The organism is Alteromonas infernus, assembly GCF_902705815.1.
This window is the reverse complement of sequence record NZ_CACSIG010000033.1, coordinates 127,095-148,396: the sequence shown is the minus strand read 5'-3', so window position 1 is coordinate 148,396 and position 21,302 is coordinate 127,095. Positions and strand designations below refer to the sequence as shown.

Below are 21,302 nucleotides of genomic sequence, written 5' to 3'. Positions count from 1 at the left end.
TATGAATCGTATAAGCAAATTTTTGACAACAAGTCTCATTGCGCTGTCGGTTGTTTCCTGCGGCGGAAGTGACGAATTAGACAGTGAGCCTCAAGCCGTATTGACGGAAGATCAGGTCGCATCCACAGAGAACATTGATGCGTTGGTCATCGCTACCTATTCCTACCTCGGTAACGATCACTATACTGCGCCTAACTTCCTGTGGCCTACGGGTAACTTGCGCGCGGGAGATGCCCACAAGGGAGGCAATGGCCCTTCTGATATATTTGCCTACCATGCACTCTCAATGTATGAGCCACTAGTGCCTGACATGGAGTCATTTCCCCCCGACTTAATAGACCTTAATAATAAGAAATGGACGCGTAACTATACTGGTATATCACGGGCTAACTCGGCGCTTCAGGTTATCGCCGAAGCATCTACCAGTGAACTGCCGAGTGCAGACGAGAAAGCGGCTGAATTACGCTTTTTAAGGGCAATTTTCTACTTTGACCTGAAAATTCATCACAAGCATATCCCTTGGATTGATGAAACGATGACACAGGAGGAGATCCTAGCCACCACAAACCGAGATCTGACCGACCAACAACTGTGGGATAATATAGCCGCGGATTTTCGCTTTGCTGCAAATAATCTTCCCGAGGTTCAACAGGATGTTGGTCGCGCATCGTCGCTATCTGCAAAAGCTTATTTAGCTAAGACGCTATTGTATCAGGCATATGAGCAAGACCAACTGCATAATGTCATCAATATCAACCAGCAAAAACTAGAAGAAGTAGTAAGTCTGGTTGACGAAATTGAAGCTAGCGGTGAATACGGCCTATATGATGATTATGCGGAAAATTTCTTGGTTGAGTTTGAGAACGGTCGAGAATCAGTTTTTGCTATTCAACGTTCCTTAAATGATGGGAGTCCCGATGGCAGAGGTACATGGCCAAGCGCATTAAACGCGCCCATGTCAGGTGGTTTTGGCTGCTGTGGCTTCCATGTTCCAACTGAAAATTTTGTCAATGCATTTAAGACCGATAACTCAGGCCTTCCGCGCTTTACCACATTCAACGACAGTGTTTACGACGTAAATAATGACTACGTCGACCCACGCCTTGACCATTCAGTGGCGATGGAAGGCAAGCCATTTAAATACGATCCAGATCTCATTCACGGAGGTGACAGCTGGGCACGCGCCCCAGGGATTTACGGCAATTACACGGGGATGAAGGATTTAGAGCACCCTGAATGTGACTGTCGAGGCGAGAATGGCCCTTTTCCAATATTCTCTTTGAATACTGTATTAATTCGCTATGCAGATGTTTTGCTGTGGAAAGCAGAAGCACTTATCGAACTTGATCGATGGGAAGAGGCTACACTTATCATCAACCGCCTCAGAGAACGTGCAGCGGCAAGTACTGAACGACTTAATAACGCGAGTTTATACCGCATCGGCACTTATGACACTTTTGCAAGTAAAGCAGAAGCGCGTAACGCGCTCCGTTGGGAAAGACGTGTTGAACTTGGCTTAGAAGGCCATCGATTTTTCGACTTGGTCCGCTGGGGCATAGCTAAAGAAACTATCGATGAATACCTTGTCACTGAGCGCGGAAGAAAGCCGTATCTTCAAGAAGCAGCATTCACCAAAAATAAGCATGAATACCTCCCAATTCCTAATCAGCAGATTAACTTAAGTGGCGGAATTTATATACAGAACCCGGGCTATTAAGCCCGGCGTTTCTCAACAAATTTAGAGGTACGATACACATCATGAATAAGATAGTTTACTGGTCACTTACTGTCGCAATAGCCGGATTTCTGTTTGGTTTTGATACAGCTGTGATTTCCGGTGCAGACCAGTCGATACAAGTATTGTGGGAAACCACTCCGCTTTTCCACGGTTTGTTTGTTATGTCTTCAGCGCTTTGGGGCACTGTAATAGGTGCGTTGATGGGGAGTTGGCCTTGTGACCGTTTTGGACGCAAGAAGACATTGGTTCTCATCGGCGTGCTTTATTTACTTTCAGCAATAGGCTCTGCACTGGCCCAAGACCCATATACTTTTGCAATCCTAAGATTTATTGGTGGCTTAGGCGTTGGAATATCTTCAATCGCGGTGCCAGCATATATTTCAGAAATTGCGCCTGCGCGAGTAAGAGGCAGGTTGGTCGCCACTTACCAGTTTCAAATCGTTTTCGGTATCTTGGTTGCGTTTCTCTCAAACTACCTTCTGTCTGGCATTATCGTCGAAGACTGGCGTGTAATGCTCGGTATCGAAGCCGTTCCCGCACTTATCTACTTTTTGATGATTCTCAAAGCGCCGGAAAGCCCTCGCTGGCTGCTACTGCATCGCAATAATGAAGCAAGCGCACGACGAATATTTATGGAGTTACAAAGTGAGGACACCGAACAAATCATAAGCGCAGTAAAAAAAGAAAAAAACGTACGGGAGAAAGAATCTTTATTTAAGTCTGAATATCGACTTCCGGTCATGTTGGCTTTTTTGCTCGCCGCGTTCAATCAGTTGTCCGGCATTAATTTTATTATCTATTACGCGCCACGCGTATTTGATATGGCAGGGTTAGACGGAAGTGCAGCATTGTTATCGACCGCGGGTGTCGGGCTAGTAAACCTAGTATTCACCATGCTAGGACTAAGCTTGATAGATCGCCTCGGTCGTAAATCACTGATGTATATCGGTTCGATAGGTTACATCTTGTCGCTGGCAACCGTTGCTTGGGCTTTCAGTAGTCAGGTAGGTGGCACCATTGTTGTTAGTGCTGTGTTTGTCTTTATCGCGTCACATGCAGTCGGACAAGGGGCCGTTATCTGGGTCTTTATTGCAGAAATTTTCCCCAATACCGTGCGTTCTAAAGGGCAGTCATTGGGAAGTGGCACGCACTGGGTCTTTGCCGCCCTAATTACCCTCATAATGCCTCAGGTATTGGCGACTTTCACCGCCACCCAAGTCTTTGGATTCTTTACGTTCGCTATGTTCTTACAGCTTCTTTTCGTTCGCTTCATGATGCCTGAAACGAAAGGTAAAACGCTCGAAGACGTTTCTGCAGCACTTGCAAAATAAAGGCATTTTTAAATATGAAAACAATGTTAGGTCTTATTATTTCTTCAGCTCTTGTTGGATGCTCCATGAATCATACCAGTCCACTTACCGAGAGTCCGGCTTACCAAGTCGAGGCTAAGCGCAACGAAGCCTTTCGTCCGCAGGTTCATTTTTCTCCTGCTGAAAAATGGATGAATGACCCGAACGGCATGTTTTATCTCGACGGAGAGTACCATCTCTTCTTCCAGCATAACCCAGATGCTTCCGTATGGGGGCCAATGCACTGGGGACATGCGGTAAGTAAAGACTTGGTTCATTGGGAAGAGCAGCCGATTGCACTATACCCAGATGAACTAGGTACCATTTTTTCGGGTAGCGCAGTCGTCGACTGGAATAACTCCAGTGGTTTTGGAACAAAAGAAAATCCACCCATCGTCGCCTTGTATACATACCACAATGCCGAGATGGAAAAGCAGGGCGTTATCAACTTTCAAACCCAGGCGCTTGCTTACAGTCTGGATAAGGGAAAGACGTGGAAAAAGTATTCAGGAAACCCGGTTATTGAAAACCCGGGAATAAAAGATTTTCGCGATCCAAAAGTGATGTGGCATGAACCCTCTAAAAAGTGGGTGATGGTCTTGGCACAAAAAGATCATATAGGCTTCTACAGCTCGGACAATCTAATTGACTGGTCTTTAGAAAGCACATTTGGTGAAGAGGTAGGGAGTCACGGCGGCGTTTGGGAATGTCCGGAGCTACTTTTGATGCCAGTTGAAGGGACTAATCAGTCTCGATATGTATTATTAGTCAGTATCTCACCGGGTGGACCTAATGGCGGTTCGGCAACTCAATACTTTGTTGGCGACTTCGATGGTAGCAACTTTGTGCTAGATAGTGAGTGGCAGAACGAACTTGCTCCAATTCCTGCACAGTTTCCTACAGGCACAGTTTTTGACGACTTTGAAAGCGGTGCCGGTAAGTGGAGTTCAAAAGGTGATGCTTTTGCTACTGCGCCAACGGCTGGTGGTCATCCCTCTCAACCCTCCCCAACGGGGTTCTCAGGCACGTCTCTTGTAAACAGTTTCGCAGAGGAAGATCGTGCCACAGGTACACTGACTTCGGAAGCGTTTACTATCGTAGAGCGGTTCATTAACTTTAAAATAGGTGGGGGCAATCATCCAGATAAGGTGGGCATTCAACTTGTTGTAGAGGGAAATGTCGTAAAATCAGAAACAGGTTTGAACCGCGAAACGCTTCACTATGCAAGCTGGGATGTCAGTCAGTGGCAGGGCAAGTCGGCTTTTTTGAGAATTATCGATAAAGAGACAGAAGGCTGGGGGCATACTTATATCGATGATATTGTTTTCGCAAAGGCACCGGCATTAAATCGAATTGAGCCGGCCATTTGGCTGGATCACGGTACTGACAATTATGCAGGTGTGACTTTCTTTAATTCGCCGGAAAGTGAAGAGAACCGACACATCTTCATGGGGTGGATGAGCAATTGGTTGTACGCCAATGATGTACCCACTGAAAAGTGGCGCAGTGCAATGACGTTGCCCCGTTCATTACAGCTAGTTGAGACCGATGAAGGGTTACGGGTTCGAAGTCAGTTAGTTGAAGAGGTAGATAGTCTAGTGGAAGCTTCAATCGACGCATCAACGCTGGCTTCAGGAGAAACAATTAGCCTTTCAGCGGTAGATAAAGCCAACAGAGAATCAGCGCTTCGCTACGCTTTTGAGGTCCAAGGGAAAGCGACTTCACCGGTTTCAATTCGCTTAGAAAACGAAAATGGTGAATACGTTGATATTGAAATCGACCAGCAACAATCTACGGTTTTGTTGGACCGCAGTAACTCTGGAGAGACGGCGTTCAACAAGCAGTTTAGTGATATACAAAAAGGGGCGCTCACTACAACTGGTGATGCATTTAACGTAACCATTGTGATTGACCGTTCGTCATTGGAGTTGTTTATTGATGATGGAACTACTGTAATGACATCGCTGATATTTCCCGAGACGGTGTATAACACGATGCAGGTAGGACCTAATAGTCAATCACTACATCAGATATCCATTGAGCGCTTAAGCTCGGTGTGGTCTTCTAGGTAATAAAATAATAAGAGCCTGAACACTTTATGAAATGGCAGCCACATTCAGCATACTGGTCATCGGCATCAACGTTTTTCACGTTTTTCCTGACTTGGTCGTTTTGCTACTCCCTATTTCCTTTATGGTTAAACCAAACCCTTGGGCTATCTGGAAAGGAAACGGGTGTAGTATTTGCCATCAATGCTATGGCTGCCTTACTCATTATGCCTGCATATGGTGTCCTGCAGGACCGCTTAGGTACAGGTAAACAACTGTTGTTTGCGTTGGGCATTTTCATGGCCAGTGTTGGGCCATTTTTTATTTATGTTTACCAACCACTGCTGGAGTCTGCTTTCCTCATTGGCGCTATTGTTGGAGCCGTGTACAGCGCGTTAACATTCGGTGCAGCAGTTGGAACGCTAGAAGCTTTCATTGAACGGGTAGGCCGGCAACACAGTATAGAATTTGGTAAAGCTAGGTTATGGGGATCACTTGGGTGGGCCGTAGCTACTTTTATAGCGGGTGGGCTTTTTAATATCGATCCAAGGCTAAATTTTGCTTTTGCAACAGGCACCGGAATAGTGTTTATTCTTTGTTTGTTTTGGTTGCCTAAATCGACGAGTCAGGCGTCATCGAAAACAAACAAAGTGGGGCTGAGTGACGTATGGGCGCTCTTCAAACTTAGCCGATTCTGGCGACTCAGCGTTTATGTTATGGGGGTGTCCTGCCTCTATCAGATTTACGATCAACAATTTCCTATATATTTTGCATCATTGTTTTCATCGCAAGAAGAAGGAAACCGGTTTTATGGCTATCTAAACTCGCTGCAAGTATTTGTCGAAGCAGGGATGATGTTTGTTGCGCCTTATATTGTTAATCGAATTGGACCAAAATACGGGCTACTTTTAAGTGGGGCCATCATGGCTATTCGCATGTTAGCGTCAGGTCTGGTTGTAGACCCCGTGTCCATTTCTTTCGTGAAGCTGTTACATGCGTTAGAACTTCCTATCCTACTGGTTGCCATTTTCAAGTACATAGTGGCCCACTTTGACGCAAGATTATCAACAACAATTTACGTAATTGGGTTTCACCTTTTTACCCAGGTAGTGACAACACTGCTGTCATCCATTGTTGGCGAGCTCTATGATGAGCTTGGATTTACAGATTCCTATTTATTATTGGGCAGTGTAGTGACCGTGAATCTTATTCTATCGTTCTGGTTGTTAGAGAGTACAGGCCCTACAACGAATCAAAAGCCAGCTAAAATGACTGGCGGTTAACAAGGGTAAACCGAGCCGCTTCTTTTGCTTTATCTGTTCGCTCCTCAAGCAAGTAATTAAATGCCCATTGGCCCATTTCGTAGTGAGGGAGAGCCATAGTCGTCAAGCCCGGTTGTACAAGAGACGGTATAATGTCCCAGTCATCGAAGCTCCCAATGCCGATATCCTTTCCTACCCGAAGTCCCAAAGCTTGAGCGATAAAATAGACTTCCACTGCCATAGGATCTTGACCGCATAAAATGGCATCAGGTTTGAAAGTTTTTATCAATTCCGCGGCGCGCTCTCGGGTAACTGAACGCTCTTCATTCTCTTCACCGATAATCACAGACTCTATGACTAGGTTGTCTGAGCTTATTTTAGCGTCATCAAACGCTTGCTCTACCCCTTCTTTTCGAAGTTTCGCAGCGATAATATTTTCATTAAGGTTCAAAAAAGCAATGCGCTTGTAGCCTTTGCGCAGCATGTTAGCGGTAATTTCTCTTCCAGCTTCTTTTTCATCGGGAACAATTGAAGGGTATTGACCACGACTATCGAAGCAATTAGCTAGAACGGTTGGAATCTCGGAAAACTGAGAGGGGAGGGTCACCTCGCGGTGATACATGGCCGCGTAAATAATGCCTTCTGCACGGTGCTCAAAAAGATGATTTAACGCCCCTTCAACACTGTACTTATTGACGTTTACATTTAAAACCATCAACTCCTTATTGTTATTCCATGCCAAGTCTTGAGCACCCCTAATAAGGTCGAAGGTGTAAGGCACCCGTAGTAGCTCATCAGCAATAAAACCAATGACGCCAGACTTTTTTCTACGTGTCAATTGCGCTGCACGGTTCGGGCGATATCCAAGTTCATCAATTGCTTTAAGCACCTTTTCCCTATTTTTAGGCTTAACGGTAGGGTCATTATTTACAACCCTGGAAACTGTTTTAAATGCGACGCCTGCGTGCGCAGCTACGTCCTTTATCGTCACCATGCCAGATGATTCCTGAATTCAGTGCTTAATATTAATGCTCTAACGCTACACACTTTTGGCGTATTTTTCCATAAGGTGTTCACCAGACGACAGTTTTTCAACTGATAACGCGAATGTAAAAAAGTTGTTGAATTAATGTTCATATACTATTAGCATAAAAAGACAACGTTGTTTATTTGGGCTCGATACCCGCAGAGTTGAACGTCAAAAAACGTGTACGGTTTTGACATAACTCATCAAAGTTAACAGGACATAGCGCAGTTAGACGCTATGGAGGAAACCATGAAAACATCAAAACCCTATCTTAGGGGATGGAAATCATCAGGACTAATATTGTTAGTGGGAGCTTCGCTTGCAGCATGCTCTGATGACGGCACAGAAAATACGGTTGATGCTGAGCTAATTGTCTTACAGGAAGGGCAGAGCCCCTCGGATGTGATTGGTGAAGGGGATACTCCCGAAGAGCAAGAGCCAAATGAAGATCTTGTACTCACCGACAGCCCAGAGAGTGCAGGCCAGCCACTTTTTAGAAACCCAGAAAATAGCGAACAAATTCTATCAGGCTTTGAGTTCTGCTGTGGACAGTATAATACCTACGCTGAAAATGGTTATGGGGCGATAACCGGTGACTTTGATAAACTAGACGGCGGCTTTTGGGGGGCTGATGTAGCTGGCGTTGTCGGTGAGCGTGTTTTCTCAAGCTTTAGCGATGGCTTCACTAGTGACGACGAAGCGCTTGGCTGGATTGGCTTTAGTGCAATAGGCACAATGGAGAGCCCATCTTTCGAAATAACCCACCAATTTATAAACTTTCTTGTCGGTGGGGGCAGTAATGGCGTATCTGAGGCCAACACTACTGCGCTCGCATTGGTTATTGATGATGAAATTGTGCGTCAGGCAAGTGGCGACGATACTGAAATGAGCATGCGCTGGGTAAGTTGGGACGTTGGCGATTACATTGGCACAAATGCGAAAATCCGTTTTATTGACCACCACCCCGATGATAATTCTGACGACGCTTTACCTTATTTATTGGCAGACGAATTAAGAGTGTCAGATGAGGCCGCTGCCGTACCAGAAATAGAAAGCAAAATGTTGGCGTCGGCGAATATTTCTGTAGAGCCGGAAGTTGAAGGTGTTCCTGCATTTAGTCGCGTTTCAGATCCTGATCAAAATATTGCTGGGTTTGAATTTTGTTGTGGGCAGTTTAATACATACGCCAATCATGACTTCAGAGCGACAGGAGACATGGCCAAGTTGGATGGTGGCTGGTGGGCAGCAGATATTGTTAACCACCAAGGCGAGCGAATTTTTACCAGTCGTGGAGATGGTTTCTCAGCTGACGGAACCGGGCTAGGATGGATTGGTGATGAGGCTACCGGCACGTTGAGTTCACCACCGTTTGATATTACCCATAAATTTTTAAACTTTCTGATTGGCGGTGGCACCAACGACTTTACTCATGAAAATGCCACAGCAGTGGTGCTGCGTGTAAACGGTAAGGTAGTTCGTCAGGCAGTGGGTAACGGGCAAGAATCCCAGGTTGATTGGCATACTTGGGATGTTAGCGCACTGCAAGGTGAAACCGCAGTACTGGAAATCGTCGACCAGCACCCCGGTGATGATGACGGAAGCCTACCTTTTATCATGCTAGATGAAGTCAGACTGGCTGATTTTGCGGCTATTGAGCCCAGCCAAAGTGATTTTGTTAGCATGCCTGACGGTCATGATGTCTCTCTGCCTTTGGTCATGGCCGATCCAAATCCGTATTTCAGAGATGGTACTTTCTATATTTACTACTTAATCGACACGGCATTTCACGATTGGTATCTCACGAAAACGAATGATCTTCAAAGCGGAAGCTTTCCACAACGCGTACTTCAAGCTACCGGCGACGCTAACACGCAAGATCAGTGGACAGGTTCAGGAAGCGTTATTGAGGACGTAGACGGCCAAACTCATATCTTCTTTAACGGCCATAATGCAGAATTTAACCCTGTAGAGGCGGTAATGCATGCCGTAGCCACCGATAATACTCTGACAGACTTTGCTAAAGTACCCGAAGATACGTTCACCGGAAGTAACGGGTATAGTGATTTTGATTTCAGAGATCCGGAAGTATTCTGGAACGAGGATACGGGCAATTACTGGATGCTTATTACTACCCGCTATAACGAGCAAGCTGCAATTGGTCTGTATACCTCTGACAACCTTGCTACATGGACCCCACAGGAACCTTTATTCACCTTAGACACACCGCTTAATTTAGAGGTACCAGACTGGGTCGATTTTGCAGACAACAAGTTTATCCTGTTTTCAGACCAAAATGACGGTGAAAGAGACGTTAAACACCTTGTGCAGACAAGTTCTGGGTGGCAGCTTGGGGATTACACATCGCTTGATGGTGAGTTTTTTTACGCAGGTCGAACTGCTTCCTCCGAAGATACCACGCTTATGTTCGGGTGGATACCGCACAAGGTCACTCGAACAAATGCGGGGGTAGGCACATTTGGCGGAGATTTGGCCATCCATCAACTAGTGCAAACCGCATCAGGCGAGTTGGCCGTGAAAATGCCGGATGCTTACAAAACCGAGTTCTCCGAGGCAATTAGTACTGATGTCCAGGAGCATGAGGGAGCCATTTCTGAAGATTCATCTATTTCATTAATGTCATCTTCTGCATTTACACTAGAGGCACTAGGCGACAAGAACCGTCTATCGATGAGTGTAAGCAGCGAAAATGCAAATGGTAGGTTCGGCCTCTACTTTCCAACTGATGAAGAAGCTGAGCAGGTTGCTAGAATCGAGTTTGACACCAACAGCAATCAGGCGTCGTTTTACTTTGGTGAGGTGCCTCCGACAGGAGGAGCGAGTGTAACGCCAACACCTGCATTAGAAGGCGAGCCGCTTTTTGCGAGGACAGAAGAGCCAGAGCAAAATATCGCTGGTTTTGAGTTCTGCTGTGGTCAATACAACACATTAGCGGGTCATGAGTTCACAAACATCACGGGTGATTTCGTAGCGCTCGACGGTGGTTGGTGGGGCGGCGACATCGCTAATAACGTGGGTGAAAGGGTGTTTTCAAGTTTTGGTGACGGCTTTGACGAAAACGGAAATGCGCTTGGCTGGATTGGCTATGGTGCAACGGGTAGTGTGGACACCCCAACATTTGAAATTACTAAGCCTTACATCAACTTTCTAATTGGCGGCGGCTCTAATCCATTTGATAATGCGAATGCGACAGCCGTTGTTCTTATCGTAAACGGTGAAGTTGTTCGCAGCCAGTCAGGCAGAGATGCAGAAAAGACCGCAGATGATAAGTTCTTGTTAGAGTGGGCTACTTGGGATGTCAGCGAGTTTATAGGGCAGACCGCCGTGATACGGTTAATAGACCTGCATTCAGATGACGCTTCAGATACTGCACTGCCATACTTAATCGCTGATGAGTTCAGAGCTGCTGACTTACCTGCGGTGAGTGATGATGAAGAAGTGAGTGCTGGCAACCTGGATGCTCACGTATCAGTGCCGATGGACCTTGCTGAGGGTGTAAAGCTTGATGTGTGGTTAGACCCGAAAACAGGCCTGGGTAGCGCATATATCAATGACTTTAGAGCGCTAAGCTTCCGTTTATACGATCTCGAGCACCGTTCAGTGGGCGTTTACACACGAGAACAAGCGATATCAGTCAATGAATTACAAAGGTTTATAAAAAATTAGTTAGATAAAACCAGACCACGTTAACGTGGTCTGGTTTTTTTAGTCTCGACAAACCTTAAACACTCGATAAAAGAGCCACTAAACGACCTGTAATATCCAACCCCGTATCCTGCTCTACTTTTAAAAAGTACGGGCTAGGGTTGGCCTCTAAAAAGAAGTATTTACCCTTTGCACTTTTTCGCCAGTCGATAGCACACCAGTGCATGCCCAGCGCCTGGCATATGGCTATGGCAAGCTGCTGTACTTCATTAGGTACAATGGTTATAGACACACTTGCCTTATCATCGTTTCTATAATCGAGTTCGTCAGAATCAATTTGAACACTCAACACGTCTTGCCCCAGCACGTAGCTTCGTACGTTTACCCCGCCAATGTACTTTTGGAAAGTAACGGGGCGCTCACTTAACAAAGTATTAAGCAGAGGGCGCATATTGGGCTGTTTGTTTACGAATTGGGCTGTTCGTCCTCCGCGCACAGGTTTATAGATAACCTCCCGCATATTGTTGCAAAATTGAGAGGCGACCTCAGGCGCATTGCCAACAAACGTGTAAGGAATATGAGCCCCTAGCTTGCCCGCAATACGGGATTGATAGGGCTTGCATTGATGACTTCGAACGGCATCAATAGCATTGACCCACTTTATATCCGTATAGCTAAACCAGCATAATAAGGTGCTGGCTCTTTCTTGCTCAATCCAACCAAACTCCCTTTCAAAGGTAGTGCTCTTGCTGCTTGTATCAGCCCTTTCTGTATCTGTGCTTTGTGCAGCAGTACCTTTTGTGTCGGGCGTGGCGTGCGTACGTTTAAGTGTGCCAGGTAGGTACTCATGCCAATACGCCGCCTGAGTATTTGAAAAAGTGACCCTTGGTTGATCGCATAACGAGGGGGAATTGAAGTGAATCAACCCATCGTCAAAATCAGGGTCATAGCTTATTGTCCATTCAGTGCCAAATTGCGCCGTATTAGCGTAATAGAAGGGAGTAGCAGATTGGCTAAGTGCCATGGCTATATGCTTAATTTGTGGGTCTTGTTCACTGCCTAATAATGCAACGTGCATTCGGCCTCCTTGCCAGCGTTAAAAGAGTGAAAGGTTAGAACGGAACAAAGCAACGCATGCGTAGCACGTCAAATCGCTCGCACACGCTGCCCGTGTTTACGGATAGTTGGCCTGAACTACGATAAAATATCGGGTAGTTTGCCGCCGCCTTCACCAATCGCTAAGGTGATATAGACGGGCGCTTTTGGCCCCCTATTTTCTACTGGTCCCCCACCTTCTACAGGGTCAATATCACTCAAGCGAGCCCGTAGCCCTCCTGATACGTCGAACAGCTGCTCCTCAACGAGTGTGACGGGCTGTGCGCTGGCACACGATTTTACAGTGAGTTGATGTTGCTGGTTTTTCATAATTTACGCTCCTTGTATTGGCGTTTTGTGTAAAAAGGCACGTTCGCTTAAAGCGAGACCGCCTCGTGGTAAAGGGTTCTAAAGCAACCCGCAATAAGTGCCGAACGGCTTGAAATATTGAGTTTTTTGTAAATATTAGCGCAGTGAAATTTCACCGTTCTTTCGCTGATAAAGAGCTCTGAGGCGATAACTTTATTAGAGCGGCCTTCCATAATTTTGTGAGCTACTTGCAGCTCGCGTTTAGACAAGCAGTTAATAGGAACTACACTGTCACGAGCGGTAATGCCATTGGCATCAATTTGCATACGCTCATCTTCTGTCATTAATACTGCGGGTTCTCTTATTTCATGGGTTTTCATCGTGTTTCTCCGTGGTTACCTGATATTGCGCTTCCTGATACTTCGGTAGGAGAGCAGGGGTGTAGTGTCCCGTTTGCCAAGCGGTAAACTTTATCTGCCATAGCAATTGACTGTGGGCGATGGGCCACAATAATTCGGGTCATATTGAGTGATGTTAGATGCTGATTAATGCGAGCCTCGTTGGCCATATCCAGGTGGCTGCTCGCTTCATCTAGAAACAGAATATCGGGCTCTTGATAAAGGGCTCGGGCGAGAAGCAGTCGCTGCTTTTGGCCACCGCTTAAACTGCTTCCCATATCGCCTACCAAGGTGTGGTATTGCATAGGCATATGCATGATATCTTCATGAATACAGGCTATATGTGCGACGTGAACCATTTTTTGTAGGTCTGGCGCTTGCTCAAAACAGCAAATGTTCTGCGCTATGGTACCGCTTAAGCACGCATCGTCTTGCAAGACCGATGCGACAACAGGCTGCTTAACGCTGGGGCGTTCAACTTTGCCTTCTGATACCGGGTAAAGCCCCATTAGGCATTTAAGCAGGGTACTTTTGCCGCTTCCGCTCTCACCAACAATTGCTACAATATCACCTGATTTGACGGTGAGTGCGAGGTCCTTAAAGATCCACTCGCTAGATTCACTGTATCGGTATCCCAGCGATTTAGTTTCAAGGGCGATGGCCGTATTATTAGGTAGAGATTGATTCGCGTAATAGGGTAGGTCAGCATTTTGGTAACGATGAGGTTTTACTTGTACCGGCGTGAGTACAATATCGCTAAGACGAGAAAAGTGAACGCCCAGCATATTGAGCTCTACCAACTTATTAACCACACCATCTAGTGCGCTAACAAAACGTGATTTATAGGCGATAAAAGCCAGCAGCATACCAATGGAAAGGGTGCTTTCCATGACTAAGCTAGCCCCGATATACACTACAATGAGGTTTTCTGCGCCAAACAGGAACTGATTAGTCAGCGCGCTGCCAATATTGATTTTACCCAGTGTTATGTCTTTGTTTAAGGTGGCCACGAGTTTGTTTTGCCATTGTCCGTGACGCTGTGTCTCTTGCCCGTAAACCCGAATTGGTAAAATAGCCCGCACGCTTTCCATGAAGTGACTTTGTTCGGACGCTGCAAGGGCAATGCGCTCTGTGGTAAGGCGTTTAATAAAGGGGAGTAGCCCTAAGCGAATGGCTAAATATGTGGCCATGATTGCCACTACGACGAGGGAGAGCTTCACCGAATAAACCATCATTACCGCTAAGGTGACGACGGCCATTAACCCATCTAATAAAGCCGTTACCACGCCGGTGGTTAAAAACTCTCTAATGCTTGCCAGTGAGCCAAATCGAGATACCACGTCGCCAATGTGGCGCTTGTCGAAGTAGTCGAGAGGAAGTGACAGCAAATGTTTGAATACTGACGCCGACATTTGAAGTTGAAGCCGCGATGACACCGACAAAATAACCAGCTTTCTTACCCCGCTAGTAAAGGTTTCTAGTATCAGTAATAGGGCAAAACCAATAGCGAGCGCTTTGAGTAGGGCGTTGTTATTGTAGATAAGTACATCGTCTACCACGGTTTGCATGTAATAAGGCGCAGCGAGGGCGAATAACTGCAGCACCAGGGATAAGGCGAATAGAGTAAGAAGGTTGCGTTTAAACCCCGTGGTACGTTTGAAAAACTGGGTAAGGCCAAGCCGCGGGCCAGCTTTGATTGGGCTAAAGCTGTCGCTAGGTGATACCTCAAGCGCAATGCCGGTAATGCATTTAGACGCTTCTTTGTAGGACAGCCTTCTTTCGCCAAGTGCCGGGTCATGTATTGTGATACGGTCACCTTTCACTTTCGTCAGCACAACAAAGTGGTTCATATTCCAATGTAAGATGGCAGGGCAGGTAAGTTGCGTGATATGGGAAAGCTCTATCTTTATTGCTCGGGTTTGAAAGCCCATATCACTCGCAATTTTCATTACATCTTTTAATGTGGTGCCACGCAACGACACTGACATAGATTGGCGTAGGGCGTTGAGATCCCGTTTATCTCTATAGTACTGGGCAATCATAGCCATACAGGCAAGTCCGCACTCAGCCGCCTCACTTTGTAAGATGACAGGCACGCGTTTTTTAGTGGTCAGGGTGTGGCTAACGTGGGGCATTGTCATACTCATCATCATTAAAGCTTCCCTGAGATGCTGTAAAGCGGTTCCATTAACCATTCCATTAGCGTACGTTGACTTAGGTGCACATCAGCTGAGAAGGTCATGCCGGCCTTTAGTGAAATATGATTGCCATACGCTAATATTTCTTTCGTACTTATGGCTGCCGTAACGAGATAGGCGGGTTCATTGATAGCAATAGGCGCGTCGATAAGTTCGCCCGGCAGTACAAGTGACGGGGAAACATTGAGGATTTCGCCCTTCTGCACACCAAACTTCTGGTAGGGAAATGCGTCGTAGCGAATGTGTAAAGCTTGCCCTTCACGCAAAAAGCCTGCAGCGCGAACGGGAACCGCGATGCGCGCTTGAATATCAGCATCTTTGGGAAGGAGAGTAAGCAACGGGCGCGAACTATCGACGGTATATCCCGCTTTAACGTGAAGGCCAGATATATAGCCACTGTGCGGGGCGTAAATGGTTTCCTCATAATTGCTTTTATGACTTACAATCTGTTGCTTAAGGTCGCTATACGTATTTTCAAAACTCGCCAATTCGTTGGCTTGTTGCTGAGGCAGAGTTGCGAGTTCATGGGTGAGGGAGGCTATGTTTGCCTGTTCTGTACTGCTATCTCTCTCGGCCAGTTTGAGCTGTTGCTGCGCGGTTATTCGTTGAATTGTGTGATTCTCAAACTCGGCGTGGCTTATATGCCCTTGGTTCAATAAAAGTTGAGCGTTTTCCCAATGGTCGGTCGCCATAACCCACTGTATTTTGGCTAAATCAACAATGTCATTCAGGTCGTCCAAAGCGCGTTTAGCTTGAGATAAGCGTTGTTCTAAGCCGGTGAGCTGAGCTTGATGTAGTGTGCGAAGGCGTGAAATGCTCTGGTGTGTTCGCGCTTGCTTTGCTTCCAGTTCTTTAAGCAGTTGGCTACTCACGCGATTGCCCAACGCGTCGCTACTACTGTAGTTAATTTTTACTAATGGCGCGCCTTCTTCTACATGTTGCCCTTCGTGAATTAAAACGTCGACGACATTACCGCGCCTTGCATCTGCGTACAGTTTAAATACTCCGTGGCTCGGTTCTAGCCACCCGTCTACCGATGCCTTGCGCGCGTAACTGCCTAAGTTTAAATAAACAAGGGCAGCTGCTATCCAAACAACCAATACAAAAGCAATAGCCGAGTAAACCGGTTTGGGCGTCATTAAAAAGCTCCCATCTACCTCATTAGATTGCTCATCAATTGCATCTTTTCTAAACAGTCCTGTTCTCATTTTCTGTCCTTGTACTGGGCCAATTGTTCGGTGCGTGTGGTTGCACTATGAGCCGCCTAAACACGACATCAATGCCAAAAACGCATCACGCATAGGGCACATAAGAGGTATCTGGCTGCCGCTTCCGTGTAGGCTTTTTATCCTTGGCATCTCAATCCGTGACGCCTCCTTTATACTACTGCCAGATTCCTCGTGGTCATCATTACTGCGGTGACGGTATTCACTATAGGAGTGTTTAGAAGTGGGCGAATTATGGCTAAGGTCCGAATCTCTGGAGCACTTTAACTCTCAGGGGTTGGCGCATTTTTAAAAGCGCTTGGCTCAAAATTGAAAGTTGATATGACGCAAATGTTTGGCGAAGAAATAGAAAGAAGTCATAGAACTGTATAAAGAATGTGCTATAAAAAGCAGAGGGATAGGGAGATAACACAGCAAAAAGACAGAAGGTAGCCTCATGTTTGTACCCAGTATACTTTTAAAGCAACTTTATACACGCGCAAGTCTAACCAAAACAGATAAAGGCTTATCTTTCTCTCTTAAAAATAGATTGAAGGATGCGACGATTAAAGAAGTAAAATGGATATCACTTGATGGGGAAAAAATTCCAGAGCATAAAATTTCACTCCAGTCAACTGCCGACTTCTGTATTTCTGTCAAAGCGCTAAATCAATCAGACGGCGAGCCCTTTGGCTTGCGTCAAACTATTACCGTGCACTTAGATATTGATGAAGCGCCGTGCCCAGAAAAGCGAAAACTGGGTATTTGCTTTTCTGCTTCGCCTTTTGGAAAGCTTAAATTTGAAGTGGAAGACAATATTACTGCGCCAGGACAACGCAGCGCTTTTATTCCTCGTGACGACATGGATGACTACGGCGAAAGTATTATAAAAACACGCCAAGAATATTTCGAAAGTGCCACCGGAAAGAAAATTGATCACGTAGGTAAGTACTCAATCGACCCGCAAGCACTTAAGGGGAATATTGAGCATTTTATTGGCGTGGCGCAGGTTCCTATCGGTATTGCAGGGCCGTTGAAGATAAACGGAGAGCACGCACAAGGGGAGTTTGTTGTGCCGTTAGCGACTACCGAAGGTACGCTGGTAGCATCGTATAACCGCGGCATGAAGCTGCTTAACATGAGCGGTGGCGTAACGGCAACGGTCGTCGACGATGCTATGCAGCGAGCCCCTGTATTTATTTTTGAAAATGCACGAGGTGCTAGAGATTTCGTTAAATGGATTAAAGCAAACTTTGAAAAGATTAAGGAAGAAGCAGAAGCGACCTCAAGTATTGCTAAGCTGACGTATATCGACCATTTCCTATCGAACAAATTTGCGTTTTTGCGTTTTAACTTTAAGACCGGTGACGCAGCGGGTCAAAACATGGTTGGCCGTGCTACCTTCGCAGCATGCGGGTGGATACTCGATCATTATGAGGGGATAGAGAATTTCTACCTTGAGTCTAACTTTGCCACCGATAAAAAAGCCTCACAAATAAACATAATGCGTACTCGTGGTAAGCGAGTTACCGCCGAGGCAACCATTAAGCGTGAGCACTTACTCGAAGTTATGCGGGTCGACCCTAAACAAATCGATTACCACGGGCGTGTTGCCGGCGTGGGTTCGTTCTTGTCCGGTGTGAATAACACGGGCCTACATTCGCCTAACGGCATCACTGCCATGTTTATCGCTACCGGTCAGGATGTGGCGAACGTATCTGAGTCGTCTGCGGCTATGATGTATTCTGAGCTTACTGACGACGGCGACTTATACGTGTCTATTACCATTCCATCACTTATTGTAGCGACTTATGGCGGCGGTACAGGCATAGGTACGCAGCGTGAGTGTTTAGAGCTATTAGACTGTTACGGGCGCGATCGGGTGTATAAGTTTGCTGAAATTGTGGCGTCGGTTGTGCTTGCCGGTGAAATTTCGCTGGCCTCGGCCATTAGCTCATCTGACTGGGTGTCATCTCACGAGCAGTATGGCCGAAATAGGTAAGGTGCATCAATTACGGATTATACACAGCGAAAGCTAATTTAATTAATCTTGAGGGCGCTTGTAGGCGCCCTTAATACCTAAAAATACTGGCCAATAAAGGCACCGCGATTGCGCTTGGCCACCGCCTGCATAAACGCGCTAAAGCGCTGGGCGTTGCCGTTACTGCGGCTAAAGCCCACGCCGTGAATACGAATAACAGGCTGGCCATTGGCTCCTTGGTTGGCTTGGGTAATTTGACCCACAATTTGGTCTAGGTTTGATCTTTGGTAGTCATCGCCAAACACGTATAGGCTCACGCGGCCTTTGGTGTTCTTATAAAGCTTTATGGCTTTTAAGATCCCCGCCTCCGGCTGGCTTGCGCCCCCTTTAAAGCTTTTCATTTGGCTCATCGCCGTATCTCGCATGGTTTTCCTGTCGTCAAGCCATTGGCCCGCTTTACTGGCAAACATGAAGCTTCCGTCGGCAGACATTATCTGAAAACCTTTCATTTTAGGGTGATTTTTTAAAATGTCGTTCACAATGGTTATCACGCGATTCCATCCACTGCCAGAAGACATAGACCCAGAGTTGTCGATAGCGAAAATGACGTATTCAGCGTCGGTAGGTATACCGCCTACGTCATCATCAGGGGTATCAGTGGGATTAGGCGTATTTAGCATAGCCGTTGCCTGACGTATTTCATTACGCAGGGACGACGCTTTGTCTTTTAACTGATTAATGGTTTGCTGTGCCCGGGGTATCGACGAGTCTAGATTATCTTTTTGCTCTGTGACTGACGCTGTTTTGCTTTGCGCCGCCTTAAGCTCTTGAAGCTTATCCGATAGCGCTCCTTTAAGGGTTTCTACGTCAGCTTGTGCTTGCAGCACCTGATCGATAAGCACGCTTACATTACTGGGGCCTCGTTCGGTATCTTCGGTGCCATTTTTGGCCAGTAGCACCAGCATAACTACCGCACCGAAGGCACAGGAAATAATGTCGAGAAAGGCGATGTTGAATACCTCAACGGGGGCGCGCTGAATCTTCTTCACAGTATTTTACTCATTAAGGCCACTTTGGTGCCGGTGATAGGAAGGTGCCGCTGGTTGCGCGGGTCCATTCCCAGTACATGGGTGAGGCAAACGGGTCGCCCTCGATAGGCAATAGAATAACGTTGTAGTGCACCCCTTTTTTGGCTCGCTTTATGGTTTCTACAAATAGTTTTCTTCTACAATCCGACGAAATGGACTTTTTACTGCTAATGAAGTTTTTACAGTTGATGGGAAGGCCATCTCCGAGCGTCGGCAACCCGTCGGTCACAATGTAAACATCTGTTATGCTGGGGTTGGCTTTAAACAGGGTAGTTAGGCCTTCCTGAAGATTGGTGCCTCCATTAGGCACAATGCCGCCCAAGTCTTTCACAATGGCGTTCATCGAACCGCTTACTTTGGCGCTGTTTACGTTGCGAAGGCCTAAGGTGGTTGCGGTGTCAGAAAAGGCAACCATTGTCACACGAGACTCCAGTGGTACGCGCGCTAGCATCCATTGTGCTACCCGCTTGGTTCTTATCCATTTGGGTGTCGATACTTTTTGCCCATCGCTTAGCGCCAGTTTGCCCAAAATATCGAGCAAGTTGTCGCCCATCATCGATGCGCTTTTATCGATGAGAAAGCCTATTTCGGGACCTTCTATTTTCATCCCGGTAATGTAGTTTTGCTCGCCGGTTCCCTGCATTTGGATGTTAGCTGATTTCTCGACTTCTTTAGACAAGGCGGCAAGCTGGTTTTCAAGGTCGGCCACCACTGCCATTTCTGTTGACATGTCTTGCAGTAGCTTAGACTGGTCTTGCGTGGTGTCGGCCTGGGCTTGTTCAGCGTCATCCTGCTTGGCCGACTCCAAGGCTATCTTATCGTTTATTTCATCAATCGATTTTTTGAGCTTTTGTTGTTCTTGCTCTGCCGCGGCGAGCTCTTGCTCTAGCTTCTCTTTTTCTTCGGTCGGGTCTGGGGTAAACGCTTTAAAGTCGACCAGAATAAAAATAAGAATAACCGCGCCAAGGCCACAGGCCATCACGTCTAAGAAGGCAAGGTTAAATCCGTCTTCGGCTTTACGCACTTTAGGCATAGTTACTTCGCCTAATTAATGGTGCAGATGAGACAATAAATGATGCTCACACGACTCTTGTGTGCGAATAACCATGGTGTCTTGACGGCCATTGAGTAAATGCATTAACAACATCAAAATAAGTGAGATGAAAAGCGCAACGAGCGTTGAGTTAAACGCCACGCCCAAAGACGCTGTCATTCCGGCTATATCACCGTCCAGTGCGGCATCGGCCTGCGCTAGGGCTGCGCCAATCCCGCGAACCGTGCCCACGAATCCAATCGAGGGAATAGCCCAGATAATATAGCGAATAACGTTATTGCCGCTTTCAAGCTGCGCCGCTATGTTTTCTACTGATGCGTGAATAGCATCGGCCGCGTGCTGCACGTTTTGGGTGTTTTTTATACCGTCTTATGCAGTTTATCCATGTGCTGTACGCCGGTGTATCGCTATAAGACGAAGACGATAGTTCGTTCAGCGCTTTATCGACATCTAGCGGCGTGTCTTTGTCGTGTTCTGGTAGCAAATCTCTTGAATAAATTTCTTCTTCATCAAGTAGCTTCCATAACTTGTACACCATTAAAAAGATACAAAACAACATAAGTGAGATACACACTTGTTGTTCGATATCTTTAAGAATGACCCAAATAGAAGACAGAGAGGCTGTACCCACCGTCGCCATCACTTTTTCCGCCGCCGGGCGAATTAAGCCTGCAAATAAAAAGTGCACGACCGCAAAAATAAGTAGAAACACCCCGCCGCTAACTAGAAAGCTGGGGTTCATCGACAACGTATTATTCTTATTCATTCTTAGTCCTTGCTGCCTAAATATTTGTTGGGAAGTCTTGGGGTGAATCTAACGAAACAAAGTACGCACTGGCTGTGCCCGCTATAGCTAATAGCACGGCGGCAATGATTAGTTTCTTTTT

The 21,302-nt window shown here is 46.5% G+C and carries 14 protein-coding genes and 1 pseudogene; 6 read left to right on the top strand and 9 right to left on the bottom strand.

All coding sequences use genetic code 11. From position 1 onward, the window contains the following. The first annotated feature begins 1 nt into the window (after position 1). Genes ACX5J7_RS09505 through ACX5J7_RS09490 form a run of 4 tightly spaced genes read left to right on the top strand, consistent with a single transcriptional unit; the run spans position 2 to position 6,418 of the window. Positions 2-1,717, top strand: coding sequence for a RagB/SusD family nutrient uptake outer membrane protein (locus ACX5J7_RS09505; protein ID WP_498706972.1), 1,716 nt, complete (start codon positions 2-4; stop codon positions 1,715-1,717). Positions 1,718-1,758: 41 nt separating this feature from the next. Beyond that, positions 1,759-3,069 (top strand): sugar porter family MFS transporter, encoded by a 1,311-nt coding sequence (locus tag ACX5J7_RS09500; RefSeq protein WP_498706970.1) that lies wholly within the window; start codon positions 1,759-1,761, stop codon positions 3,067-3,069. Positions 3,070-3,083: 14 nt separating this feature from the next. Further along, complete coding sequence (locus ACX5J7_RS09495) at positions 3,084-5,159, top strand: glycoside hydrolase family 32 protein (protein WP_498706969.1); 2,076 nt, start codon at positions 3,084-3,086, stop codon at positions 5,157-5,159. Between the two features lie 26 nt (positions 5,160-5,185). Continuing rightward, the gene (locus ACX5J7_RS09490; RefSeq protein WP_498706968.1) at positions 5,186-6,418 is read left to right on the top strand and encodes an oligosaccharide MFS transporter; all 1,233 of its coding nucleotides are present in this window, start codon (positions 5,186-5,188) and stop codon (positions 6,416-6,418) included. Here the strand turns inward: ACX5J7_RS09490 and ACX5J7_RS09485 are convergent. Beyond that, positions 6,399-7,391 (bottom strand): LacI family DNA-binding transcriptional regulator, encoded by a 993-nt coding sequence (locus tag ACX5J7_RS09485; RefSeq protein ID WP_498706966.1) that lies wholly within the window; start codon positions 7,389-7,391, stop codon positions 6,399-6,401. The genes ACX5J7_RS09490 and ACX5J7_RS09485 overlap by 20 nt on opposite strands. A gap of 282 nt (positions 7,392-7,673) precedes the next feature. Between ACX5J7_RS09485 and ACX5J7_RS09480 the strand changes: the two genes are divergently transcribed. Beyond that, the gene (locus tag ACX5J7_RS09480; RefSeq protein ID WP_498706964.1) at positions 7,674-11,108 is read left to right on the top strand and encodes a hypothetical protein; all 3,435 of its coding nucleotides are present in this window, start codon (positions 7,674-7,676) and stop codon (positions 11,106-11,108) included. 55 nt (positions 11,109-11,163) lie between these two features. Here the strand turns inward: ACX5J7_RS09480 and ACX5J7_RS09475 are convergent, their stop codons facing one another. From ACX5J7_RS09475 to ACX5J7_RS09455, 5 genes are all read right to left on the bottom strand, one after another. Beyond that, entirely contained in the window at positions 11,164-12,165 is a 1,002-nt protein-coding gene (locus ACX5J7_RS09475) for an ATP-grasp domain-containing protein (protein ID WP_498706963.1), read from the bottom strand. 116 nt (positions 12,166-12,281) lie between these two features. Beyond that, positions 12,282-12,512 (bottom strand): hypothetical protein, encoded by a 231-nt coding sequence (locus tag ACX5J7_RS09470; protein WP_498706961.1) that lies wholly within the window; start codon positions 12,510-12,512, stop codon positions 12,282-12,284. Positions 12,513-12,559: 47 nt separating this feature from the next. Then, positions 12,560-12,871 (bottom strand): helix-turn-helix domain-containing protein, encoded by a 312-nt coding sequence (locus tag ACX5J7_RS09465; protein ID WP_278385619.1) that lies wholly within the window; start codon positions 12,869-12,871, stop codon positions 12,560-12,562. Continuing rightward, a complete protein-coding gene (locus ACX5J7_RS09460) occupies positions 12,868-15,039 on the bottom strand; it encodes a peptidase domain-containing ABC transporter (protein WP_498706997.1) in 2,172 nt (723 codons plus the stop codon). Before ACX5J7_RS09460 ends, ACX5J7_RS09465 begins: the two co-directional genes overlap by 4 nt. A gap of 2 nt (positions 15,040-15,041) precedes the next feature. Next, entirely contained in the window at positions 15,042-16,295 is a 1,254-nt protein-coding gene (locus ACX5J7_RS09455) for an HlyD family secretion protein (RefSeq protein WP_498706960.1), read from the bottom strand. A gap of 454 nt (positions 16,296-16,749) precedes the next feature. Between ACX5J7_RS09455 and ACX5J7_RS09450 the strand changes: the two genes are divergently transcribed. Next, entirely contained in the window at positions 16,750-18,294 is a 1,545-nt protein-coding gene (locus ACX5J7_RS09450) for a hydroxymethylglutaryl-CoA reductase (protein WP_474115780.1), read from the top strand. Between the two features lie 77 nt (positions 18,295-18,371). On the opposite strand, the gene ACX5J7_RS09445 is transcribed toward ACX5J7_RS09450, so the two are convergent. The 3 genes and pseudogenes from ACX5J7_RS09445 to ACX5J7_RS09435 all read right to left on the bottom strand — a co-directional run bounded on the left by ACX5J7_RS09445 (position 18,372) and on the right by ACX5J7_RS09435 (position 21,181). Beyond that, positions 18,372-19,322, bottom strand: coding sequence for a VWA domain-containing protein (locus tag ACX5J7_RS09445; protein WP_012519885.1), 951 nt, complete (start codon positions 19,320-19,322; stop codon positions 18,372-18,374). 13 nt (positions 19,323-19,335) lie between these two features. Beyond that, positions 19,336-20,394, bottom strand: coding sequence for a VWA domain-containing protein (locus ACX5J7_RS09440; protein WP_474376704.1), 1,059 nt, complete (start codon positions 20,392-20,394; stop codon positions 19,336-19,338). 15 nt (positions 20,395-20,409) lie between these two features. After that, positions 20,410-21,181, bottom strand: a pseudogene (locus ACX5J7_RS09435) (MotA/TolQ/ExbB proton channel family protein). Positions 21,182-21,302: the final 121 nt, after the last annotated feature.

What these genes read in the sequence shown, in the direction of transcription:
- ACX5J7_RS09460 (WP_498706997.1), bottom strand. Translation starts at nt 15,039, where the DNA reads ATGATGAGTATGACAATGCCCCACGTTAGCCACACCCTGACCACTAAA.
- ACX5J7_RS09490 (WP_498706968.1), top strand. Translation starts at nt 5,186, where the DNA reads ATGAAATGGCAGCCACATTCAGCATACTGGTCATCGGCATCAACGTTT.
- ACX5J7_RS09485 (WP_498706966.1), bottom strand. Translation starts at nt 7,391, where the DNA reads ATGGTGACGATAAAGGACGTAGCTGCGCACGCAGGCGTCGCATTTAAA.
- ACX5J7_RS09450 (WP_474115780.1), top strand. Translation starts at nt 16,750, where the DNA reads ATGTTTGTACCCAGTATACTTTTAAAGCAACTTTATACACGCGCAAGT.
- ACX5J7_RS09505 (WP_498706972.1), top strand. Translation starts at nt 2, where the DNA reads ATGAATCGTATAAGCAAATTTTTGACAACAAGTCTCATTGCGCTGTCG.
- ACX5J7_RS09475 (WP_498706963.1), bottom strand. Translation starts at nt 12,165, where the DNA reads ATGCACGTTGCATTATTAGGCAGTGAACAAGACCCACAAATTAAGCAT.
- ACX5J7_RS09440 (WP_474376704.1), bottom strand. Translation starts at nt 20,394, where the DNA reads ATGCCTAAAGTGCGTAAAGCCGAAGACGGATTTAACCTTGCCTTCTTA.
- ACX5J7_RS09465 (WP_278385619.1), bottom strand. Translation starts at nt 12,871, where the DNA reads ATGAAAACCCATGAAATAAGAGAACCCGCAGTATTAATGACAGAAGAT.
- ACX5J7_RS09495 (WP_498706969.1), top strand. Translation starts at nt 3,084, where the DNA reads ATGAAAACAATGTTAGGTCTTATTATTTCTTCAGCTCTTGTTGGATGC.
- ACX5J7_RS09500 (WP_498706970.1), top strand. Translation starts at nt 1,759, where the DNA reads ATGAATAAGATAGTTTACTGGTCACTTACTGTCGCAATAGCCGGATTT.
- ACX5J7_RS09480 (WP_498706964.1), top strand. Translation starts at nt 7,674, where the DNA reads ATGAAAACATCAAAACCCTATCTTAGGGGATGGAAATCATCAGGACTA.
- ACX5J7_RS09455 (WP_498706960.1), bottom strand. Translation starts at nt 16,295, where the DNA reads ATGAGAACAGGACTGTTTAGAAAAGATGCAATTGATGAGCAATCTAAT.
- ACX5J7_RS09470 (WP_498706961.1), bottom strand. Translation starts at nt 12,512, where the DNA reads ATGAAAAACCAGCAACATCAACTCACTGTAAAATCGTGTGCCAGCGCA.